The sequence below is a fragment of the Sphingomonas sp. BE123 genome (genome assembly GCF_031456015.1).
Lineage (GTDB): Bacteria > Pseudomonadota > Alphaproteobacteria > Sphingomonadales > Sphingomonadaceae > Sphingomonas.
The window spans coordinates 112,080-132,535 of record NZ_JAVDTW010000001.1 but is presented as its reverse complement, the minus strand read 5'-3'; the positions used below and the strand labels follow the sequence as shown (position 1 = coordinate 132,535).

The window sequence follows — 20,456 nt, the reverse complement described above, 5'->3', positions numbered from 1 at the left end:
GAACTGAATGGCCCGCCGGGGGGTGGGCAATGGGGAGATCGACGTGCGGTTGTTCAGGGGGATGTTCACGGCGCTGGCGGCTCAGGCCCTGCTTATCGTGGCGCTGGCCGGCGGCGTCCTGCTGTGGAACGTCAATACCAGCAGCGAACGGCTGATCCGCAATCGCGACGCCGAACATCTTGAAAGCTTCGTGGCACTCGCCGCTGAATCCGCAGCCGCCGGCAAGGCGTTCGACCGGATCGTCGCCGACCTCGACCGACGCGACCCCGCGATCCTCGGCAACCGCGTCGCGCTGGTGGGCGAAGGGGACCGGCTGCTCGCCGGCCGCGCCGCCGGCCCCGCGCTGATCGAGCGCCCGGTGGTGGTCGACGGACGCACCATTGCGCGCGCACGGATCATCGCGCCGCCCCAACTCAATGACCGTGACCGTGCCGTCATGCGCGACCATTATATCGGCATCGGCGCGATCCTTGCCGGGATCCTCGCTCTGCTGCTCGGTGCTGCCTATTGGTTCGCCAGCCGCTGGTCCCGCCCCCAGCGCGAGCTGCTGCGGCTCAGCCACGAGGTCGCCGACGGCGATGGCGACATCTATTTCGACGAGCGCGGGCCGCGTGAGATTGTCGGCACGATGCGCAACCTGCGCCGCATCGCCAACCGCTTCGAACGGATTGAAACCGCGCGCCGCACCTGGCTGGTGATGATCGCCGAAGAGCTGCGCGAGCCGATTGCCTCGCTCGGGGCGCACCTTGACGAGCTTCAGGAAGCGCTGACGGCCGAACCCGAGTTCAAGGCGGCGATCGAGGCGGACCAGAACCGCCTCGCGCGCATGGCCGAAGACCTGCACGCGGTCGCGCTCGCCGATCTCGGTCGCCTGCCGCTGCGCTTTGCCGATGTCGATCCGCGCGCGCTGATCCACAACACCATCTATGTTCACGCCAAGCGCGCCGAGGCGGCGGGCGTGCGGCTCGAGACCAGCAACCTGCCTCCCTATACCATTCTGGTGAAATGGGACGCCGAGCGGATCGAGCAGCTGTTCGGCGCGCTCATCGAAAACTCGATGCGCTACGTCCCGCGCGGCGGGCGCATCGTGCTGGGCCTCGAGAGCCAGCGCGACGCGTGGCGCCTGATCGTCGACGACAATGCCCCGGGCATCGATGTCGGCCTGGCGCAGCAGCTGTTCGAACCCTTCTACCGCGCCAACGCCAAGGACACGCCGGGCGGGTCGGGCCTCAGCCTCGCCACCGCCCGCGCGATCGTGGAGGGGCATCACGGCCGGATCGAGGCGAGCAACTCGCCGATCGGCGGCCTGCGCATTACCGTCGTCCTACCGGCGACCCCGCCAACGGCGTGAAGTCCGACAATCCTCCCCTGCCAGGGGGAGGTGTCAGTGCAGCTGACAGAGGGGGAAGAAGCACGACGGAAGAGACTCAAGCGCGCAGCCGTCCTCCCCCTCCGTCGCCTTCGGCGCCACCTCCCCCTGGCGGGGGAGGATATATATTTCGCCCCTCTTCGTCTTAGCCCCTCCCGCTTGCGGGAGGGGTTGGGGAGGGTCTTCTTCTGTTTCTTCGCCGAGAGCGCGTCGCCGCGCCTCACTCGAACTCCAGGATCGCGGCATCCACCGCCAGGCTGTCGCCCGCGGCAAAGTTGATCGCCTTGACCACGCCCGCCTTTTCGGCGCGCAGGATATTCTCCATTTTCATCGCCTCGACCACCGCGAGCGGCTGACCGGCCTCGACCTTTTCGCCTTCGGCGACTTCAATCCGCGTCAGCAGACCCGGCATCGGCGCGAGCAGGAAGCGGCTCATGTCCGGCGGGATTTTCTCGATCATGTGCCGGGCGAGTTCCGCGACGCGCGGTGCATAGACCTTGACGTCATGCGCCGCCCCACGCGTGCGCAGCGTCCATCCTGCGCGGCCACGCTGCACCCCGACGCTCAGCAATTCCTCGCCATCGATGCGGAACTGCGCCAGCCGCTGCCCCGGCTGCCAGCCCGTGGCCATGTCGAGTGGCGCTTCATTCGGGTCGAAGTTCGCCAGCATCCCTCCGGCGTGGCCATCGACGCTGATATCGAACCGCTCGCCGCCGATCAGCACGACACGCGCGCTCGACAGGGTGGGCGTGGCGAGTTGCGCCGAAATCTCGGTCGCCCGCACCGCCTGGATCAGGTCCAGCACCGTCGCGACCGCGGCCAGCTTGCGCAACAGCGCCACATCGGCGGGCGCGCCTTCGAACCCCTCGGGATATTCCTCCGCGATGAACCCCGTGGTCAGCGCGCCCGAGCGGAAGCGCGGATGCTGCATCAGCGCCGACAGGAAATCGATATTGTTGCCCAGCCCGTCGAGCTGAAACCGGTCGAGCGCCGCGACCTGCAGATCGGCCGCCTCGTCGCGGGTGTTGCCCCAGGTGATCAGCTTGGCGATCATCGGGTCATAGAACATGCTGACCTCGCCGCCCTCGGCAACGCCATCGTCGACGCGGACATAACCCTCGCCGCCGGCCTCGCCATAGGGCGTGTCCTGCGCCGCGGGGGGCGCATAGCGCACCAGCCGCCCGGTGCTGGGCAGGAACCCGCGATACGGATCCTCGGCATAGACCCGGTTCTCGATCGCCCAGCCGGTCAGCTTGACCTCATCCTGCGTGAACGCCAACCGCTCGCCTGCCGCGACGCGGATCATCTGCTCGACCAGATCGAGCCCGGTGATCGCCTCGGTTACCGGATGCTCGACCTGCAGCCGCGTGTTCATCTCGAGGAAGTAGAAGCCGTCGCCGGTCTTGTCGGCGCCCGAGACGATCAGCTCGACCGTCCCCGCGCTGTAATAGCCAACCGCCCGCGCGAGCGCGACCGCCTGCTCGCCCATCTTGCGGCGCATCTCGGGCGTGACGAAGGGCGACGGCGCCTCCTCGACCACCTTCTGGTGCCGGCGCTGGATCGAACATTCGCGCTCGCCCAGATAGAGGATGTTGCCATGCTGGTCGCCGATCAGCTGAATCTCGATATGGCGCGGCTGTTCGATGAACTTCTCGATGAACACGCGATCATCACCGAACGACGCCAGCCCCTCACGCTTGGTCGCCTCAAAGCCCTCGCGGACGTCCTGCTCGCTCCACGCCAGCCGCATCCCCTTGCCGCCGCCGCCCGCCGATGCCTTCATCATCACCGGATAGCCGATGTCCGACGCGATCCGCACCGCTTCATCGGTATCGGCAATCTCGCCCAGATAGCCGGGGACGACATTGACCCCCGCCGCCTTGGCCAGCTTCTTGGACTCGATCTTGTCGCCCATCGCCGCTATCGCGTTTGCGGGCGGCCCGACAAAGGCGATCCCCGCCTCCGCACACGCCTTGGCAAAGCTCTCACGCTCCGACAGGAAGCCATAGCCCGGATGGATCGCGTCCGCGCCGGTCGCCTTGGCCGCAGCCAGGATCAGCTCGGCCTTGAGATAGCTCTCCGCCGCCGGAGCCGGCCCCAGCCGCACCGCCTCATCCGCCATCAACACATGCGGCGCGCGCGCATCGGCGTCGGAGTAGACCGCGACGGTGGCAATCCCCATCCGCTTGGCGGTCCGGAACACGCGGCACGCAATCTCGCCACGGTTGGCGACCAGGATTTTCTTGAACATTTAGGTCAGTCCTATCTCGAGCCCGCGTCCCAAAATGGACACTGGTCTCTCCCCATCACATTGTTGCTGGAGTACCAAAGCACGTTCCTAACGACGCTGCGCCCGGTCCAATACGAACAGACCAGCACGCTCTGCTCATTGGAGCCTGCGTCACCGTAGCCTTCAACGATGTATCGCTGACCAGGATTTACCTTCTTCTCCCCAACGAGCAGACGATGATCGGTGATCAACAGGGCCAAGTTGATTAGGATAGCAGCCGCGAGAACCCACGCGGCGACCTTCCTCACTCCGCCGCCTCCAGCTCCGCCTTCACCTCACCCGCCATCGCCCGCATTCCCAGCCGCGCGAACAGCGCCGCGTCCTTGTCGTCGCCGGCATTGCCGGTGGTCAGCAGCTTGTCGCCGGTGAAGATCGAATTCGCCCCCGCCATGAAGCACAGTGCCTGCGTCTCATCGCTCATGCTCTCGCGGCCTGCGGAGAGGCGCACCATCGACTCCGGCATCGTGATCCGCGCCACGGCAACCGTGCGGACGAACTCGATCTGGTCGATCTTTGCCAGCGGCGTGTCGTGGAGCATGTCGCCCAGCACCGTGCCCTTGACCGGCACCAGCGCGTTCACCGGCACGCTCTCGGGATGCTTGGGCAAAGTCGCCAGCGCATGGATGAACCCCACGCGGTCCGCGCGCGTCTCGCCCATCCCGACGATCCCGCCGCAACATACGTTGATCCCCGCCTCGCGCACATGGTCCAGCGTTTCCAGCCGGTCCGCGAACGTCCGCGTCGTGATCACCTCGCCATAGCGCTCGGGCGAGGTGTCGATATTGTGGTTGTAATAATCCAGTCCGGCATCCGCCAGCTGCGCCGCCTGCCCCTCGGTCAGCATGCCCAAAGTCATGCAGGTTTCCATGCCCATCTGGCGCACGCCCTTCACCATCTCGACGATGGCGGGCATGTCGCGATCCTTGGGGTTGCGCCATGCCGCGCCCATGCAGAAGCGCGACGAGCCATTGTCCTTGGCCTGCGCCGCCGCCTGCAGCACCGCGCGCACGTCCATCAGCTTGGTCGCCTTGAGGCCCGTCTCGGCATGGGTAGACTGGTTGCAATAGCCGCAATCCTCCGGGCACCCGCCGGTCTTGATGCTGAGCAAGGTCGATAGCTGCACCTCATCCGCCGCGAAATGCGCGCGGTGGACCGTGGCGGCCTGATAGACGAGCTCCATGAACGGCAGGTCGAACAGCGCGGCAATCTCGTCGCGGGTCCAGTCGGTACGGGTGGTCACATCAAAGCCCTGATCCAAGAGTAAAGAAATCCGCCGACGCCAAGCCCAAGGAACATCATCGCCCCCTGATTGGTCAGCCATGCCGAGCGCGGTACCGGAACATTACGCTGGCGCGAACGCAAAATCGACGCGGTACAGCTGAGCGCGCACAGCCCGGAAATGGCCAGAAACACCGTCAGCGATGCGATGATCACGCCGGGAATCTTCTGCCCCTGCGGCGACTGCGCAATCGACAGAATGCCGCCAAGGCCCAGCAACGCCAGCGACAGCAGATGCTTCGAATAATCGTAGAGCAGCATCTCCTTGTCGAACCCGGGCTCCGGGTCCGGCTTGACGGCGTCGTCGCTCACTCCGCAGCCTCCTCACGCGGCGGCATATTATGGCCGAGCAGCGTCAACACCTCCTCCGCCGCATTCACGAGGTTCGTCCCCGGACCAAAGATCGCCTGCACCCCCGCGTCGCGCAGCACCTGGTAATCCTGCGCCGGGATCACCCCGCCCGCGATCACCTTGATATCGCTCCGCCCCGCATCACGCAGATGGCCGATCAGCTGCGGGATCAGCGTCTTGTGCCCGGCCGCCAGGCTGGACACGCCGACCACATCGACATCTTCCGCCAGCGCCAGCTCGGCGGCTTCCTGCGGCGTCTGGAACAGCGGGCCGGGGACGACCTTGAAGCCGAGATCGCCGAACGCCGAGGAGACGAGGTTCGCCCCGCGATCATGCCCGTCTTGCCCCATCTTGGCGACCAGCATGCGCGGTGCGCGGCCCAGCCGGCGCTCGGTCGCAGCAACGCCGTCCTTCAACCGCTCCCAGCTCTGGTCGGCGTCATAGGCGCCGCCATAGACGCCCTTGACCGGCGTCGGCACTGTGCCATGCCGCCCGAACACATCCTCCATCGCCAGGCTGATCTCACCCAGCGTCGCGCGATGCCGCGCCGCCACGACCGCCAGCTCGAGCAGATTGCCATTGCCCCGTGCGCCCTCGCGCAACGCATCCAGCGCCGCCTGACACGCCGCTTCGTCGCGGGTCGCCTTCACCCGCGCAATCCGCGCGACCTGCGCCTCGCGCACGGCGTGGTTGTCGACGTCGAGGATGTCGATCGGGTCTTCCTCGGCCTTGCGGTACTTGTTGACCCCGACGATCACCTGCTCGCCCCGATCGATCCGCGCGGCGGCGGCGGCGGCGGCTTCCTCGATCATCGCCTTGGGCCAGCCGGCGGCGACCGCCTTGGCCATGCCGCCCTCGGCCTCGACCCGCTCGATGATCGCCCACGCCTTGTCGACCAGCTCCTGCGTCAGGCTTTCGACATAATAGCTGCCGCCCAGCGGATCGACGACATTGGTCATGCCGGTCTCTTCCTGGATCACCAGTTGCGTATTGCGAGCGATGCGCGCGGAAAAATCGGTCGGCAGCGCGATCGCTTCGTCCAGCGCATTGGTATGCAGGCTCTGCGTCCCACCCAGCATCGCCGCCATCGCCTCGATCGTCGTGCGGATGACGTTGTTGTAAGGATCCTGCTCGGTCAGCGACACACCTGAAGTCTGGCAGTGCGTGCGCAGCATCTTGCTGCGTTCATCCTTCGCGCCCAGCTGGGTCATCACGCGATGCCACAACACCCGCGCTGCCCGCAATTTAGCGACTTCCATGAAGAAGTTCATACCGATTGCGAAGAAGAAGCTCAGCCGCCCGGCAAATTTGTCGATGTCGAGCCCGCTGGCGACGCCGTATTTCACATATTCCATGCCGTCGGCGATGGTGAAGGCCAGCTCCTGCACCTGCGTCGCCCCGGCCTCCTGCATATGATAGCCGGAGATCGAAATGCTGTTGAATTTCGGCATGTTGGCCGAGGTATATGCAAAAATGTCTGAGATGATCCGCATCGACGGTTCGGGCGGATAGATGTACGTATTGCGGACCATGAACTCCTTCAGAATGTCGTTCTGAATGGTCCCGTCGAGCAGGCTCTGATCGACCCCCTGCTCCTCTCCCGCGACGATGAAGAAGGCGAGGATCGGGATCACCGCGCCGTTCATCGTCATGCTGACCGACATCTGGTCGAGCGGAATCCCGTCGAACAGGATCTTCATATCCTCGACACTGTCGATCGCCACGCCCGCCTTGCCGACGTCACCGGTCACGCGCGGATGATCGCTGTCATAACCGCGATGCGTCGCCAGATCGAACGCGACCGACAGCCCCTTCTGCCCCGCTGCCAGATTGCGGCGGTAGAAGGCGTTGGACTCCTCGGCGGTCGAAAAGCCGGCATATTGCCGGATCGTCCACGGGCGCCCGGCATACATCGACGCGCGCACCCCGCGGGTGAACGGCGCGAACCCGGGCAGTCCGGGGTCGGCGGTCACGTCCTCCGCCGTGTACAGCGGCTTGACGTCGATCCCCTCCGGCGTGCGCCAGGTCAGGTCGCGGCCCTTCACTTCCTTGTCGGCCAGCGCCTTCCAGTCGGCTGGGGTGGGCTTGTCGGTCATTTACTTACCCTTGAACTCCGGCGCACGCTTGCCGAGAAACGCCATCACGCCTTCGCGAAAGTCCTCGGTCTTGCCCGCAATCCGCTGATGCGCCGCCTCGACGCTCAGCGTTTCGGACAGCGTGTTGGTGAGCGCCGCCTTGATCTGCGCGCGGATCAGGCCCAGCGCGATCGTCGGCTTGGCGGCCAGCGTCGCGGCGAGCTTCCCCGCCTCTGCCATCAGCGCGTCGTCCTCGACCACCCGCGCAACCAGCCCGGCATCCTTCGCGTCATCGGCGAACATCTTCTCGCCCAGCAGCGCCATTTCCAGCGCCTTGGCCCGCCCTGCCGACTTGGCGACCAGCCAGGTCGCACCGCAATCGGGCACCAGCCCGATATTGCTGAAGGCGAGCAGCAGATACGCGCTCTTCGCCATCACCACGATATCGCCGCCCAGCGCGATGCCCACGCCCGCGCCCGCCGCCGGGCCGTTGATCGCGGTGACGATCGGGATCGGCAGCTTGGACAGCGTTTCGGCGAGCGGGTTGTAGTGGAACTCCAGGCTCTCGGCCGGATCGACCGGCCCGCGATCCATCCGCCCGGCCAGATCCGCGCCGGAACAGAATGCCCGCCCCTCGCCGGTCAGCAGCACCGCCCGCGCGCCCTCGTTCACCGCGCGCAGCAACGACGCGCGGATCAGGTCGAGCATGTCGAATGTCACCGCATTCAGCCGCTCCGGTCGGTTCAGCCGGATCGTCGCGACGCCATTGTCGAGGCTGTAAAGGACGGTCTCGTCGGTCAATGCGCCTCTCCCTTCGGCGTTTCCATAATCTCGGTCAGCACCCCGCCCATGTCGCGCGGGTGGACAAAGAAGATCAGCGTCCCATGCGCCCCGATGCGCGGTTCGCCCAGCACCCGCGCGCCCTTCGCCTCGAACCACGCCTTGGCGGCATGAATGTCGGGTACCTCATAACACACATGATGCTGTCCGCCCGCCGGGTTCTTCGCCAGAAAGCCGTGGATCGGCGAGTCTTCACCCAGCGACTCGATCAGCTCGATCTGCGTGTTCGGCGTATCGACGAAGCACACCTTCACCCCCTGCGCCGGCAGGTCGAAGGGTTCATGGATGGTCTCCGCCCCCATCACATCGCGATAAAAGGCGATCGAGTCTGCGATCGACGGCGTCGCCACACCGATATGGTTGAGCCGACCGAGTTTCATGCGCAATCTCCAGTAACGGGGCCAGGCCGCCGCGCCTGATGCAACCAGCAATTCACCGAAAAGCGGCTATCGGCAAAGCTGCCGGACGAGCGCGTCGGCAACACCTCATGCGGGATGAAGGACGGGAAGATGGCGAGCCGGTTGTGGCGCGGCTCGATCAGGATCGGCTCACCGCCACCCATGATCGGATGTATCGCCAGTTCACCGCCGGAAAATCCCCGCTGCGGGCGATGCAGATAATAGACGCAGCTGACCACCCGGATCGAGCGACCGTCGGTTTCGCCGGTACGGGTATCGATATGCGGCTTGTAGAAATCCCCGTCGCGATGCGCGACGATGCTGAGTTCGTGATGCGCGACCGGAAAGGTGCGGACGCCTGCGCCGGTGCAGACCGCGTCCAGCCGCGCACCGATCGCGTCGACCAGTGACGTCAGGTCCACGCCGACCCGCCCCGGCAACCGCAGCGACGAGCGATAGTCCGAATTCACCCGCGACGTTGCCCCCCTGCCAATTTCGGACGGGGTAAATGCCGGCTCGGCCGCAAGAATTTGCGCGAGCATCGTTTCCGCCGCCTGTTGCGGCAGAAAATCGTCAAGCACCAGGTGCGGCGATCCCGACGTCCGAGGGGCGGTCGCGGCGGTCACAGCGGAATATTGTCATGCTTCTTCCACGGATTCTCGAGGCTCTTGTTCCTCAGCTTCCGTAGCCCCAGCGCGATCCGCCGCCGCGTCGAATGCGGCATGATCACCTCATCGACAAACCCCTTGCTCGCCGCGACGAACGGGTTGGCGAAGCGCGCCTCATATTCCGCAGTCTTCTCGGCAATCTCCTCCGGCGTGCGCCCGCGGAAGATGATCTCGACCGCGCCCTTCGCGCCCATCACCGCGATCTCGGCGGTCGGCCAGGCATAGTTCAAATCGCCGCGCAGATGCTTCGACGCCATCACGTCATAGGCGCCGCCATAGGCCTTGCGCGTGATCACCGTGATCTTCGGCACCGTCGCCTCGGCATAGGCGAACAGCAGCTTCGCGCCATGCTTGATGATGCCGCTATGCTCCTGCCCGACGCCCGGCAGGAAGCCCGGCACGTCGACAAACGTCACGATCGGGATCTCGAACGCGTCGCAAAAGCGCACGAACCGCGCCGCCTTCTTCGACGAATTGATGTCGAGCACGCCCGCCAGCACCATCGGCTGGTTGGCGACGATCCCGACGGTGCGCCCCTCGATCCGCCCGAACCCGATGATGATGTTGCCGGCATGCGTCGGCTGCACCTCGAAGAAGTCGCCCTCGTCCACCGTCTTCGCGATCAGCTCGTGCATATCGTACGGCTGGTTCGCGCTCGGCGGGATCAGCGTGTCGAGGCTGTTCTCGACCCGGTCCCACGGATCGCGGCACGGCCGCTCGGGCACGGGTTCGCGATTGCTCGCGGGAAGGAAGTCCACGAAGTCGCGCGCCGCCAGCAACGCCTCGATATCATTCTCGAACGCCACATCGGCAACGCCCGACTTCGTGGTATGCGTCACAGCTCCGCCCAGTTCCTCCTGCGTGACGATCTCGTTGGTAACGGTCTTCACTACATCCGGGCCGGTGACGAACATGTACGATGAATCCTTCACCATGAAGATGAAGTCGGTCATCGCGGGAGAATAGACGGCCCCGCCTGCGCAGGGGCCCATGATCAGCGAAATCTGCGGCACCACGCCGGACGCCAGCACATTGCGCTGGAACACCTCGGCGTAACCCGCCAGCGACGCGACGCCTTCCTGAATCCGCGCGCCGCCGCTATCGTTCAGGCCGATCACGGGTGCGCCGACCTTCATCGCCATGTCCATGATCTTGCAGATCTTCTGCGCGTGCCGCTCGGACAGCGATCCGCCGAACACGGTGAAATCCTGGCTGAACACGAACACGAGCCGGCCATTGATCGTGCCGCTGCCGGTGACGACGCCATCGCCCGGGACGATCTGCTCCGGCATGCCGAAATCGACGCAGTTGTGCTCGACATACATGTCGAGCTCTTCGAACGACCCCTCGTCGAGCAGCACGTCCAGCCGCTCGCGCGCGGTCAGCTTGCCCTTGGCGTGCTGCGCGTCGATCCGCTTCTGCCCCCCCGCCCAGCCGGGCCGCAGCACGGCGGCGTTCGAGTTCCTCGATCGTCGAAGACATGGCTTACTCCCTTGGCCAGCCCCTGCACAGGACACGGGGCTCCGCGCAAATGCAATGTTGCGAAGTTGCATTGCCCATATCTGCGGATATTGTGGGGCGATGGAACAGCGCCGCCGCCTCTTCGCCGGAAACCGCGTCCGCGATCTGCGCCGGCGGCTCGCTTTGCCCCAGGCCGCGCTCGCCGCCCGGCTCGGCGTTTCGGTCAGCTATCTCTCGCAGATCGAGAATGAGGAACGCCCGCTCACCCCGCCGGTGCTGATCGCGCTCAGCCGCGAATTTCCCGATCTCTGGGGCGATGTCGGCAGCGACGACAGCACCGCCGAACTGGTCCGCGCGATCGAGGCGGCAACCGACTCCAGCATCGGCGCCGCCCCGCTTGACGAAGCCGCCGTTCAGCGGGGCGTCGAGAAACATCCCGCGCTCGCCCGTCGCATGGTCGCGCTACACGACGCGTGGCGCCGCGCCCAGGCGCAACTGCGCGTACTCGACGACAAGGTCGAAAGCGGCGCCGGCCATGGCAGCGCGCTGCCGTGGGAAGCGGTGCGCGACTGGTATCAGGCCGAGGGCAATTATATCGACCCGCTCGACCGCGCCGCCGAGGCGCTGGCAGAGAGCTTCGACCATCCCCGCGCGATCGAGGACCGGCTGCGCGGCTGGCACGGGATCAGGATCGAGGAAGCGCGCGATGACGACACGCGCCTCTCGCGCTTCGACCCCGATGCCCGGCGGCTGGTGATCAGCGGCGTACTCCCGCCCGAAAGCCGCGCCTTCCTGCTCGCCCAGCGCCTCGCCAGTCTGGAATTCACCAACGAAATGCGCGCCGTCGCCGATGCCAGCGGCCTCGCTTCGCCCGAAGCGCGTGAACTGCTCGGCCTCGGCCTCGCCAACTATGCCGCCGGCGCGCTGCTGATGCCCTATACCCGCTTCCGCGATGCCGCGCGCGATTTGCGCCACGATATCGACCGGCTGCGCCAGCGTTTCGGCACCAGCTTCGAACAGGCGTGCCACCGCCTCTCCACGCTTCAGCGCCCTGGCGCGCAGGGCATCCCCTTTTTCTTCTGCCGCGTCGACATGGCCGGCAACATCACCAAGCGCCACTCGGCCACCCGGCTCGAATTCGCCCGGTTCGGCGGTGCCTGCCCGCTCTGGGTGGTGCATGAAGCCGTGGCGATCCCCGACCGGATCCTGACCCAGCTTGCCCAGACCCCGGACGGTGCGCGCTACGTCATCATGGCCAAGGGGCTGGTCAAGCCGTCCGCCAGCTATGATCGCCCGCCGCGCCGCTACGCCGTCGCACTGGGCTGTGAGGAAAGCCATGGCGGCGCGTTCGTCTATGCCGACGGGCTGCGCCCCGGCGGTGCGGCAACCCCGATCGGCACCAGCTGCCGGATCTGCCCACGCCCGGATTGCGACCAACGCGCCTTTCCGCCAGCGGCCGGCGATATCCGCATCGACCCCGACCTGCGCGGCGCCGTGCCCTACAGCTTTTAGTCGGCGTCCGACGGCGGCGATGCACTCTGCTCCGGATCGGGCTCGCGCAAACGGCAGCGCGCGCAGGTCCGATAGCCCTTGCGCGTCCGGCTATGCGTCCAGCGGTGGCCCAACAGCAGGCACGTTATGGCATCAAATGTTTTCACCCATACCGGGTACCACGGAATATGGTTAAAACACCAGCAAATTAGCGGCTTGTTGCGGATACCGAACAAATTTGCGGCCGCCCGCCAGCATGTGCCCGGCACCACAGCGACCGGCCGCGCGCGTCTGCAACCGCCCAAATGCAACAAAGCCCCGCCAAGTCGATGACTTGGCAGGGCTTTGAATGGCGCACCCGGAACGATTCGAACGTCCGACCCTCAGATTCGTAGTCTGATGCTCTATCCAGCTGAGCTACGGGTGCGCAGTGGAGGGGCGCAGATAGAAGGCGATTTCAGGAAAGGCAACCCCGTTGCGCAGACTTTTTTCACGGCATACACCCGCGCCGATGCGATACCTGCTTTTTCTCGCCGCCCCGCTGGGGCTTTGCGCATGCAGCACGGCGGGAGACGGCTATCCGTCACTGCTTCCTCGACCGATCGAACAGCGCCCGGACCGTGATCCGGTCCGTCCCGACCCGGTCGCGACTCCGGATGCCGCGCTCGACTCGCAGATCGCCGGCCAACGCACCGCAGCCGAGGCCATCGTCACGCGGTTCCGGTCACAGGCGATGGAGACCGAGTCGCGAGTCGCCATCGCGCGCGGCGTCGCGATCGGCAGTGAAAGCTGGATCGCCGCTCAGGTCGCGCTCGCCGACCTCAACCGGACGCGCGGCGAATTGGTCGCGATTGTCACCGACCTCGAATCGGTTGCCGCCGCGCGGCTCCAGGCTGGCGACGCCCCCTATCCCGCGCTCGACTCGGCCATCGCCGCCCTGTCGACGCGCGCGGCGGAACAGGCCGATCAGGTGCGCGCGCTCGAGGCGGCGCTCGCCGGCTGACCCGCCCCGCGCGCTGTCAGGGCAGATCCCGGTTCAGGCTGCGCAGCACCGGCAGGATCGTCGCATAATCATCGGTCCACGGCGTAAAGTTCGGCTGGGTCGCCAATTGCCGCCATTCGGGGTTGCGGGCGGTCAGCCGCGCAAGCGTTTCCGGCGAGCGTGACAATGCGATCCAGTCCGATGTCGCTGCCTCGTCCAGCTCCTCGGTCAGCGATGGCGAATAGGCCAGTTGCGCCGCCGACCAGCCACCCAGCGCCGCGGCACGTTCGACCACCGGCTCCAGCGCCAGGAACCGGTTGGAGATGTGTACCAGCAGCAAGCCGTCCTGCGCCAGCGCGCGATCATAGGTGGCAAATGCCTCCAGCGTCATCAGGTGCATCGGCACGGCATCCGATGAAAACGCATCCAGCACGAGCAGGTCGAGGCTGCCTTCGGGCGCATCGGCCAGCCGCACGCGCGCATCGCCAAGGATGATCCGCGCATCGGGGCGGCACTGGTCGAGGAAGCGGAACGGCCCGCGCGCCAGTTCCACCACCGCCGGATCGATCTCGTAAAAGGACCAGCGCTGCCCCGGCGTCGCGTAACAGGCCAGCGTTCCGGTCCCCAGTCCCACGACTCCGACCCGCGCGCGCGGCCCGTACAGCGCCGGCAGCGCCAGCATCGCCTGACCGACCCCGGACCCCGGCACATAATAGGTCGTCGGAGTCCGCAGCCGCTCGGGCGATCCGGTCAGCTGGACGCCATGCAGCGTGGTCCCATGGGCCATGCGCTTCTGATCGCTCAGTTCGGTGATGGTATAGACGCCGAAATAGCTGCGCGTGCGCACCCCGCCATCCCAGCTCATCGTCAGCGCGCGAAAGCCGCCGAACAGGAACAGCGATCCGGCCAGCACGATCAGGAACGGGACGCGCGCGCCGACCGTGGCGACACCGATCACCGCCAGCGTCAGATAGAGCAACCCGGCCTGCTGGTCCCCCAGCCGGTCGCCGCCGCCCGACAGGCCAAGCCAGATCACACACAGCACCGCCAGCGCCACCGCCAGCACCGCGATCCGGCGCAGCTGCGCGCGCTGCTCCCACAGCCGCGCAAGCCAGGGCAGCAGATAATGCTGCGGCACCAGCAATCCGGCGGCGAGGATCAGGATCGGATATTCATACGTCCAGTCGAACACCAGCGGCGCGACCAATGCCGCAAACACCCCGCCCAGCGCCCCGCCGACCGACATGGCGAGGTAGAAACCGGTCAGCCGGTCCGGCTCCGGGCGCAAATCATACATATGCGTGTGCAGCGCCACTGCGACCATGAACAGCAGCACCAGCGCCATCAGCGCGTTGAGTTCCGGATTGGCATTATGCCCCGCGATCATCAGCCCGCCGAACAGCAGGACGGTGACGGGTGCAAAGCGGGTCAGCAGCACCGCGACCGTCCGCCGCGCGGCAAAGGCGATGGTGAAGCTCAGCAGATACAGCCCCAGCGGCAGCACCCACAGCATCGGGACTGCAACGATATCAGTCGTCAGGAAGCTCGACGTGGCGAGCATCAGCCCGGACGGGACAAAGGCGAGCGTGATCCAGTGCGCGACGCGCCGCCACGACGGCGCGGCGCTCGTGGCATGGACATGCGGCGCGTCCGCCGCCTTGCGCGGCAACAGCAACGCACAGGCGGCCACCGCGACGACCACCAGCGCATAGCCGCCGGTCCACAACCAGCTTTGGACATGCAGGGCGAGCAACGGCTCGACCAGCAGCGGATAGGCAATCAGCCCGCCGAAACTCCCGACATTGGAAGCGGCATACAACGCATAGGGATCGCGCCCGCCCGAGGCCGACGCGAACCAGCGCTGCAGCAACGGCGCCTGCGCCGAAATGGCGAAGAACAACGGCCCGATCGACGCGGCGAGCAGCCACGGCACCCACAGCGCCGGCTCGGCATCGGCGGGCAACTGCATCGCCATCAGCCCGATCGGCAACCACAGCGCCGCGACCGCGAGTACGCCAAGATGGATCATCGCCTGTCGCCGCACCGGTACCCGGCCCAGCCAGTGCGCATAGGCATAGCCGCCCAGCAGCAACGCCTGATAGATCAGCATCGCGCTGTTCCACACCGCCGGTGCACCGCCCAGCCGCGGCAGTGCCATCCGCGCGATCATCGGCTGGACCAGAAACAGCAGGAAGCTGCCAAGCAGGATGGTGGTGACGAAGAGCGGGCCGCTCATGCCCTTCAGCCAACCGGGCGCACCCGGCTGCGGTTCGGCGACTGCTTCGGCGCTCATCGCCTCCCCTTCTCTACTCACGCGATACGGACGGGCGAGTGATGCGGTAGGTGACGATATGGCGCAAGGGGTCATCCACGGCAAAGGCGTGGTGGTCGAAATCGCCGCCTTCGACATAGGCCATGCCCAGCTGCACCATCATCGCCCGGCTTGCCGCGTTGCGCGCGGCGGTGATCGCCACGATCTGCGGCGCGTCAAAATTGGCCCAGCCCCAGTCGAGCACCGCGCGCATGGCCTCAAGCGCATAGCCGCGCCGCCAATAGGCCTGGCCGAGCATCCATCCGGCCTCGACCTGCCCGGCGATCGGGTTGGGCGGATCGCCGCGCTTGAGCCCGCAAAAGCCCAGCACCGCGCCATCCTCCTTGCGGATCACGCTCAGAAATCCGAGGCCATCGGCGCGATAGCCGTCGTGCCGCGCCAGCGTGGCCGCACTCGCGGCGGCGTCCTTGACCGGCCCCAGATCGGCCATGACCACCGGGTCGGCCCACATCGCGTAGAGCGCCGGGTGGTCAGCCTTCACCGGCGGGCGCAGCACCAACCGCTCGGTTTCGATCATCCGCCCATCAGCCGCGCGGCGTGCAGCGCATGATAGGTCAGCACCCCGCTGCATCCCGCGCGCTTGAACGCCATCAGCGTTTCCAGCACCAGCGCGTCGCGGTCCCCGGCCCCGGCCGCAGCCGCCGCCTCGATCATCGCGTACTCGCCGCTCACCTGATACGCGAACACCGGCACCTCGAACCGCTCCTTCACCCGGCGCACGATGTCGAGATAGGGCAGCCCGGGCTTCACCATCACGCTGTCCGCGCCTTCGTCGAGGTCGAGCGCGACCTCGCGCAGCGCTTCTTCGGCATTGGCCGGGTCCATCTGATAGGTCTTCTTGTCCCCCTTGAGCAGCCCGCGCGATCCCACCGCGTCGCGGAACGGGCCGTAAAAGGCCGACGCATATTTGGCGGCATAGGCCATGATCTGGACGTTGACGAAGCCTTCGTCCTCCAGCGACTCGCGGATCAGGCCGACCCGCCCGTCCATCATGTCGCTCGGCGCAATCACGTCCGCCCCGGCGCGCGCCTGATTGAGCGCCTGACCCACCAGCACTTCGGCGGTTTCGTCATTGAGCACACAGCCCGCCGCATCGACCAGCCCGTCATGGCCATGCGCGGTGTAGGGGTCGAGCGCGACATCGGTCAGCACGCCAATGTCCGGCACCGCATCCTTGATCGCCCGGATTGCCCGGCACATCAGATTGTCGGGGTTCAGCGCCTCGGCGCCATCCTCGGTGCGCAGCGCCGGCGGCGTATTGGGAAACAGCGCCAGACACGGGATTCCCGCATCCGCAGCCTCGCGCGCCTTGGCAACGATCCCGTCGACCGACCAGCGCGATACGCCCGGCAGGCTGGCGATCGGCTCCTCGCGCCCCTCCCCGTCGGTCACGAACAACGGCCAGATCAGGTCGGCCGGGGTCAGCAACGTCTCGGCATGAAGCCGACGGCTCCAGCCGGAACTGCGGGTGCGACGAAGGCGAAGCGCGGGATAATGGGACATGGCTTGGCTTTTGGGCCAAGTCCCGCGCGGTCGCAAGCGGTGCGGATGAGGCGGCGGATCTCCCCTCCACCGTCGCCCCGGGCTTGACCCGGGGCTGGGCTTCTTCGTGCGGGAAGGGCAGCCCTGCCCCGGGTCAAGCCCGGGGCGACGAAAGAGGTGGTTACCCGAGCCGCCCCAGCGCCGCGCTCAGCCGCGCCGCTTCTGCCGACTTCTCGGCATGGTCCGTCCGCGCCTTTTCCACCGCCTCCGGCTTCGCCTTTTCGGCAAAGGCCGGGTTGGACAGGCGCGCATTGAGGCTGTCGCGCTCCTTCTCCGCCGCCGCAATCGCCTTGGTCAGGCGCGCGCGCTCGGCGTCGAGGTCGATGACACCCTCGAGCGGGAGGACATAAGTCGCCTCGTCCACCACGATCTGCAGCGCACCGCCCGCCGGCGCCTCGCCCTCGGCACGATCGACGCGGGCGAGACGCGCGAGCGCCGCATTCTGGCGCATCAGCCGCTCCAGCGTGTCAGCATGGGCGTCGCGGACATGCAGCGCCAGCCGCGCGCCCGGCGGGACGTTCAGCTCGGTCCGCGCCGCGCGCAGCTCGCTCACCAGCCGGATCAGCCAGTCGATCTCCTGCGCCGCTTCGGGATCAAGCGCGCGCGCATCCGCCATTGGCCATTGCGCGGTGATGATCGGATACTCGGGCCGGTCGCCCATCTTCGACCACAGCTCTTCGGTGATGAAGGGCATGAACGGGTGGAGCATGACCAGGATCTGGTCGAGCACCCAGCCAGCGACCTGCCGCGTCTCCTCGGCACCCTCGGCGCCTTCGGTCTGGAGCACCGGCTTGATCAGCTCAAGATACCAGTCGCAGAAGCGGCTCCAGGTGAACTGGTAGATGGTGTTGGCCGCGCCGTCGAAACGATGATCGGCAAAGGCGATGTCCATCGCCTGCACCGTGGACACGGTCTCGGCGATAATCCACTTGTTGACCGCGAGCGTGGCGCGTGGAGCCTCGACATGTTCGCTTGCGCGAATCCCGTTGGACTGGGCGAACCGCGCCGCATTCCACAGCTTGGTCGCGAAGTTGCGATAGCCCTCGACCCGCTTTTCATCCATCTTCACGTCGCGGCCCTGGCTCTCCATCGCCGCCATGAAGAAGCGCAACGCGTCCGCGCCATATTGGTCGATCAGGCCGAGCGGGTCGACCACATTGCCCTTGGACTTGGACATTTTCGCGCCATCGGCGGCGCGGACAAGTCCGTGCAGATACAAGGTCTTGAACGGCACTTCTTTCATGAAGTGCAAACCCTGCATCATCATCCGCGCATCCCAGAAGAACAGGATGTCGAAGCCGGAAATCAGCACGTCGTTCGGGTAACGCCCGCCCAGCGTGGGGTCATCATTCTCGGGCCAGCCGAGCGTCGCGAACGGCCACAGCGCAGAGGAGAACCAGGTGTCGAGGACGTCCGCGTCCTGCGTCAGCGCAACGCCCTCGCCCGCCTGCGCCTGCGCTTCGGCCTCGGATTCAGCGACATAGACGCTGCCATCCTCGGCGAACCACGCCGGAATGCGATGCCCCCACCACAGCTGGCGGCTGACGCACCACGGCTGGATATTCTCCATCCAGTTGAAATAGGTCTTTTCCCAAGACTTCGGCACGATCTTGGTCGCGCCCGAGCGGACCGCCTCGATCGCCGGCTTCGCCAACGTCGCGGCGTCGACATACCATTGGTCGGTCAGCCACGGTTCGATCACCACGCCCGAGCGGTCGCCAAACGGCGTCTGGATCTTGCGCGGTTCGGCGTCGTGTTCGTTGCCGTCCTTGTCGGTCCAGGGGACGAGGAAGCCCTCGTCCTTGAGCTGCGCCACCACCTGCTCGCGCGCGTCGAAGCGATCGAGGCCGATCAGCTCGGCGGGGATCAGCCCGTCGCTGGTCTGGCAGATCGCCGCCTTGGCATCGAGCATGTTGAGCATGTCGCGCGCCTCGATTCCCGCGCGGCGACCGACTTCGAAGTCGTTGAAATCATGCCCCGGCGTGATCTTGACAGCGCCCGACCCCAGCTCGGGATCGGCATGTTCGTCGGCAACGATCGGGATCAGGCGACCGGTGATCGGCAGCCGCACCTGCTTGCCCACCAATGCCGTGTAGCGTTCGTCGGTCGGGTGCACCGCCACCGCCATATCGGCCAGCATCGTCTCCGGCCGCGTCGTCGCGACATGGATGAAGCCGCTCTCATCGGCGAGCGGATAGCGCAGGTGCCAGAATTTGCCGTTCACCTCACGCGTCTCGACCTCAAGGTCGCTGATCGCGGTGCCGAGGCCCGGGTCCCAGTTCACCAGGCGCTTGTCGCGGTAGATCAGCTTCTGCTTGTAGAGGTCGACAAAGACCTTGAGCACGGCCTTCGAAAAGCCCTCGTCCATCGTGAAGCGTTCGTCGGACCAGTCCATCGAACAGCCAAGGCGCCGCAGCTGGCCGGTGATCGCGCCGCCGCTCTCCGCCTTCCACTCCCACACCTTCGCGATGAATTCCTCGCGGGTGAAGTCGGTGCGCTTTTGCTGGCGGGCGTTAAGCTGGCGCTCGACCACCATCTGCGTCGCGATGCCGGCATGGTCCATGCCCACCACCCAGCGCGCGTCCATGCCCTTCAACCGCGCATGGCGGACGAGGATGTCCTGCAGCGTATTGTCCAGCGCATGGCCGATATGCAGCGAGCCGGTGACGTTCGGCGGCGGGTTGACGATGGTCCAGGGCTGCGCGCCCGGACGCTCGGGCCGGAACAGCCCGTTGCTTTCCCAATGCGCGTACCAGCGCTGCTCGATCTCGGCGGGGTCGAAGGTCTTTGGAAGTTCGCTCATGTCCTGCCCTCTAACGGGCGGGACGGCTTAGGCAAGACTCAGTCCCGCCCGGCAGCGATCCGCGAAATCTCGCGCTGAACCATTTCCTCGACCATGCGCGGCAGATTGGCGTCGAGCCAGTCGCGCAACATCGGGCGGATCATCTCGCGCACCATGCCCTCAAGCGAAGTTTCACCCGCCGGAATCGCAGGCGCCGCAGCCGGTTCGGGCTTCACCACCATGCGCGACAGCGCCTCGAGCGGGCCACGGGTCGCCTCGGCCGTCGTCGGCGACAGGATCGGATCGGCGGCGCGCGCCACCGGCTCAGGATCGGGGGCAACGTCGCGCAGGTCGACGCGCGGCACGTCGCGCTGCGCGGCCGGGGCGGCACGGCGCGGCTCGGGGCGCAGCGGCTCGCTCGGCGCCGGCTCGCTAAGCTCAAGGATTTCGTCGTCATGCGCCGCTGCAGCAGGCGCCGGGCGCGCTGGACGACGGGAACGGGACGCAGCCGCCGCATCGCCCTCTTCGGCGATGATGCGCTTGATGGAGGAAAGAATGTCCTCCATCGACGGTTCGTTGCTCACGTCCCCCATAGTC

At 66.5% G+C, this 20,456-nt stretch carries 15 protein-coding genes, 1 tRNA gene and 1 pseudogene; 3 read left to right on the top strand and 14 right to left on the bottom strand.

Translation table 11 applies throughout. The annotated features are described in order from the left end of the window. The first annotated feature begins 7 nt into the window (after positions 1–7). Complete coding sequence (locus J2Y54_RS00510; RefSeq protein WP_310036059.1) at positions 8–1,351, top strand: ATP-binding protein; 1,344 nt, start codon at positions 8–10, stop codon at positions 1,349–1,351. A gap of 238 nt (positions 1,352–1,589) precedes the next feature. On the opposite strand, the gene J2Y54_RS00505 is transcribed toward J2Y54_RS00510, so the two are convergent. The 8 genes and pseudogenes from J2Y54_RS00505 to J2Y54_RS00470 form a co-directional block, all read right to left on the bottom strand. Then, the gene (locus tag J2Y54_RS00505; protein ID WP_310036058.1) at positions 1,590–3,620 is read right to left on the bottom strand and encodes an acetyl/propionyl/methylcrotonyl-CoA carboxylase subunit alpha; all 2,031 of its coding nucleotides are present in this window, start codon (positions 3,618–3,620) and stop codon (positions 1,590–1,592) included. 283 nt (positions 3,621–3,903) lie between these two features. After that, a complete protein-coding gene (gene bioB, locus J2Y54_RS00500) occupies positions 3,904–4,899 on the bottom strand; it encodes a biotin synthase BioB (RefSeq protein ID WP_310036056.1) in 996 nt (331 codons plus the stop codon). After that, positions 4,896–5,249 (bottom strand): hypothetical protein, encoded by a 354-nt coding sequence (locus J2Y54_RS00495; protein WP_310036054.1) that lies wholly within the window; start codon positions 5,247–5,249, stop codon positions 4,896–4,898. The genes bioB and J2Y54_RS00495 overlap by 4 nt, the downstream gene beginning before the upstream one ends. Continuing rightward, positions 5,246–7,384, bottom strand: coding sequence for a methylmalonyl-CoA mutase (gene scpA, locus J2Y54_RS00490; protein ID WP_310036053.1), 2,139 nt, complete (start codon positions 7,382–7,384; stop codon positions 5,246–5,248). The genes J2Y54_RS00495 and scpA overlap by 4 nt, the downstream gene beginning before the upstream one ends. Next, positions 7,385–8,164, bottom strand: a complete 780-nt coding sequence (locus tag J2Y54_RS00485; RefSeq protein ID WP_310036052.1) for an enoyl-CoA hydratase-related protein — start codon at positions 8,162–8,164, stop codon at positions 7,385–7,387. Continuing rightward, positions 8,161–8,583, bottom strand: coding sequence for a methylmalonyl-CoA epimerase (gene mce / locus J2Y54_RS00480; RefSeq protein ID WP_310036050.1), 423 nt, complete (start codon positions 8,581–8,583; stop codon positions 8,161–8,163). The genes J2Y54_RS00485 and mce overlap by 4 nt, the downstream gene beginning before the upstream one ends. Beyond that, positions 8,580–9,182, bottom strand: coding sequence for a 2OG-Fe(II) oxygenase (locus J2Y54_RS00475; RefSeq protein WP_310036049.1), 603 nt, complete (start codon positions 9,180–9,182; stop codon positions 8,580–8,582). Before J2Y54_RS00475 ends, mce begins: the two co-directional genes overlap by 4 nt. A 41-nt stretch (positions 9,183–9,223) precedes the next feature. Further along, positions 9,224–10,751 (bottom strand): annotated as a pseudogene (locus J2Y54_RS00470) (acyl-CoA carboxylase subunit beta). Positions 10,752–10,850: 99 nt separating this feature from the next. Between J2Y54_RS00470 and J2Y54_RS00465 the strand changes: the two are divergent. Further along, positions 10,851–12,242 carry a short-chain fatty acyl-CoA regulator family protein gene (locus J2Y54_RS00465; protein ID WP_310036047.1) on the top strand — a complete coding sequence of 464 codons (1,392 nt, stop codon included), beginning with the start codon at positions 10,851–10,853 and terminating at the stop codon, positions 12,240–12,242. Between the two features lie 329 nt (positions 12,243–12,571). Here the strand turns inward: J2Y54_RS00465 and J2Y54_RS00460 are convergent. Then, positions 12,572–12,648, bottom strand: a tRNA-Arg gene (locus tag J2Y54_RS00460). A gap of 84 nt (positions 12,649–12,732) precedes the next feature. On the opposite strand from J2Y54_RS00460, the gene J2Y54_RS00455 reads away from it, so the two are divergent. Then, positions 12,733–13,224: a hypothetical protein gene (locus J2Y54_RS00455; RefSeq protein WP_310036046.1), complete on the top strand. Its 492-nt coding sequence runs from the start codon at positions 12,733–12,735 to the stop codon at positions 13,222–13,224. 16 nt (positions 13,225–13,240) lie between these two features. Here the strand turns inward: J2Y54_RS00455 and J2Y54_RS00450 are convergent, their stop codons facing one another. The 5 genes from J2Y54_RS00450 to J2Y54_RS00430 all read right to left on the bottom strand — a co-directional run bounded on the left by J2Y54_RS00450 (position 13,241) and on the right by J2Y54_RS00430 (position 20,452). After that, positions 13,241–15,439 carry a fused MFS/spermidine synthase gene (locus tag J2Y54_RS00450; protein WP_310038411.1) on the bottom strand — a complete coding sequence of 733 codons (2,199 nt, stop codon included), beginning with the start codon at positions 15,437–15,439 and terminating at the stop codon, positions 13,241–13,243. A 70-nt stretch (positions 15,440–15,509) separates the two neighbouring features. Beyond that, on the bottom strand, positions 15,510–16,052 hold the full coding sequence (locus J2Y54_RS00445; RefSeq protein WP_310036044.1) for a GNAT family N-acetyltransferase: 543 nt from the start codon (positions 16,050–16,052) through the stop codon (positions 15,510–15,512). After that, positions 16,049–17,038 (bottom strand): porphobilinogen synthase, encoded by a 990-nt coding sequence (gene hemB / locus J2Y54_RS00440; RefSeq protein WP_310036041.1) that lies wholly within the window; start codon positions 17,036–17,038, stop codon positions 16,049–16,051. The genes J2Y54_RS00445 and hemB overlap by 4 nt, the downstream gene beginning before the upstream one ends. 160 nt (positions 17,039–17,198) lie before the next feature. Further along, positions 17,199–19,880 (bottom strand): valine--tRNA ligase, encoded by a 2,682-nt coding sequence (locus tag J2Y54_RS00435; protein WP_310036039.1) that lies wholly within the window; start codon positions 19,878–19,880, stop codon positions 17,199–17,201. 38 nt (positions 19,881–19,918) lie between these two features. Then, positions 19,919–20,452 carry a DUF2497 domain-containing protein gene (locus J2Y54_RS00430; protein ID WP_310036037.1) on the bottom strand — a complete coding sequence of 178 codons (534 nt, stop codon included), beginning with the start codon at positions 20,450–20,452 and terminating at the stop codon, positions 19,919–19,921. Between the last annotated feature and the right edge of the window lie 4 nt (positions 20,453–20,456).

Bases quoted from the DNA above. Each gene is read 5' to 3' on its own strand.
- J2Y54_RS00450 (WP_310038411.1), bottom strand. From the start codon at position 15,439: ATGAGCGGCCCGCTCTTCGTCACCACCATCCTGCTTGGCAGCTTCCTG.
- J2Y54_RS00455 (WP_310036046.1), top strand. From the start codon at position 12,733: ATGCGATACCTGCTTTTTCTCGCCGCCCCGCTGGGGCTTTGCGCATGC.
- J2Y54_RS00430 (WP_310036037.1), bottom strand. From the start codon at position 20,452: ATGGGGGACGTGAGCAACGAACCGTCGATGGAGGACATTCTTTCCTCC.
- J2Y54_RS00465 (WP_310036047.1), top strand. From the start codon at position 10,851: ATGGAACAGCGCCGCCGCCTCTTCGCCGGAAACCGCGTCCGCGATCTG.
- J2Y54_RS00445 (WP_310036044.1), bottom strand. From the start codon at position 16,052: ATGATCGAAACCGAGCGGTTGGTGCTGCGCCCGCCGGTGAAGGCTGAC.
- J2Y54_RS00510 (WP_310036059.1), top strand. From the start codon at position 8: ATGGCCCGCCGGGGGGTGGGCAATGGGGAGATCGACGTGCGGTTGTTC.
- J2Y54_RS00435 (WP_310036039.1), bottom strand. From the start codon at position 19,880: ATGAGCGAACTTCCAAAGACCTTCGACCCCGCCGAGATCGAGCAGCGC.
- mce (WP_310036050.1), bottom strand. From the start codon at position 8,583: ATGAAACTCGGTCGGCTCAACCATATCGGTGTGGCGACGCCGTCGATC.
- hemB (WP_310036041.1), bottom strand. From the start codon at position 17,038: ATGTCCCATTATCCCGCGCTTCGCCTTCGTCGCACCCGCAGTTCCGGC.
- scpA (WP_310036053.1), bottom strand. From the start codon at position 7,384: ATGACCGACAAGCCCACCCCAGCCGACTGGAAGGCGCTGGCCGACAAG.
- J2Y54_RS00505 (WP_310036058.1), bottom strand. From the start codon at position 3,620: ATGTTCAAGAAAATCCTGGTCGCCAACCGTGGCGAGATTGCGTGCCGC.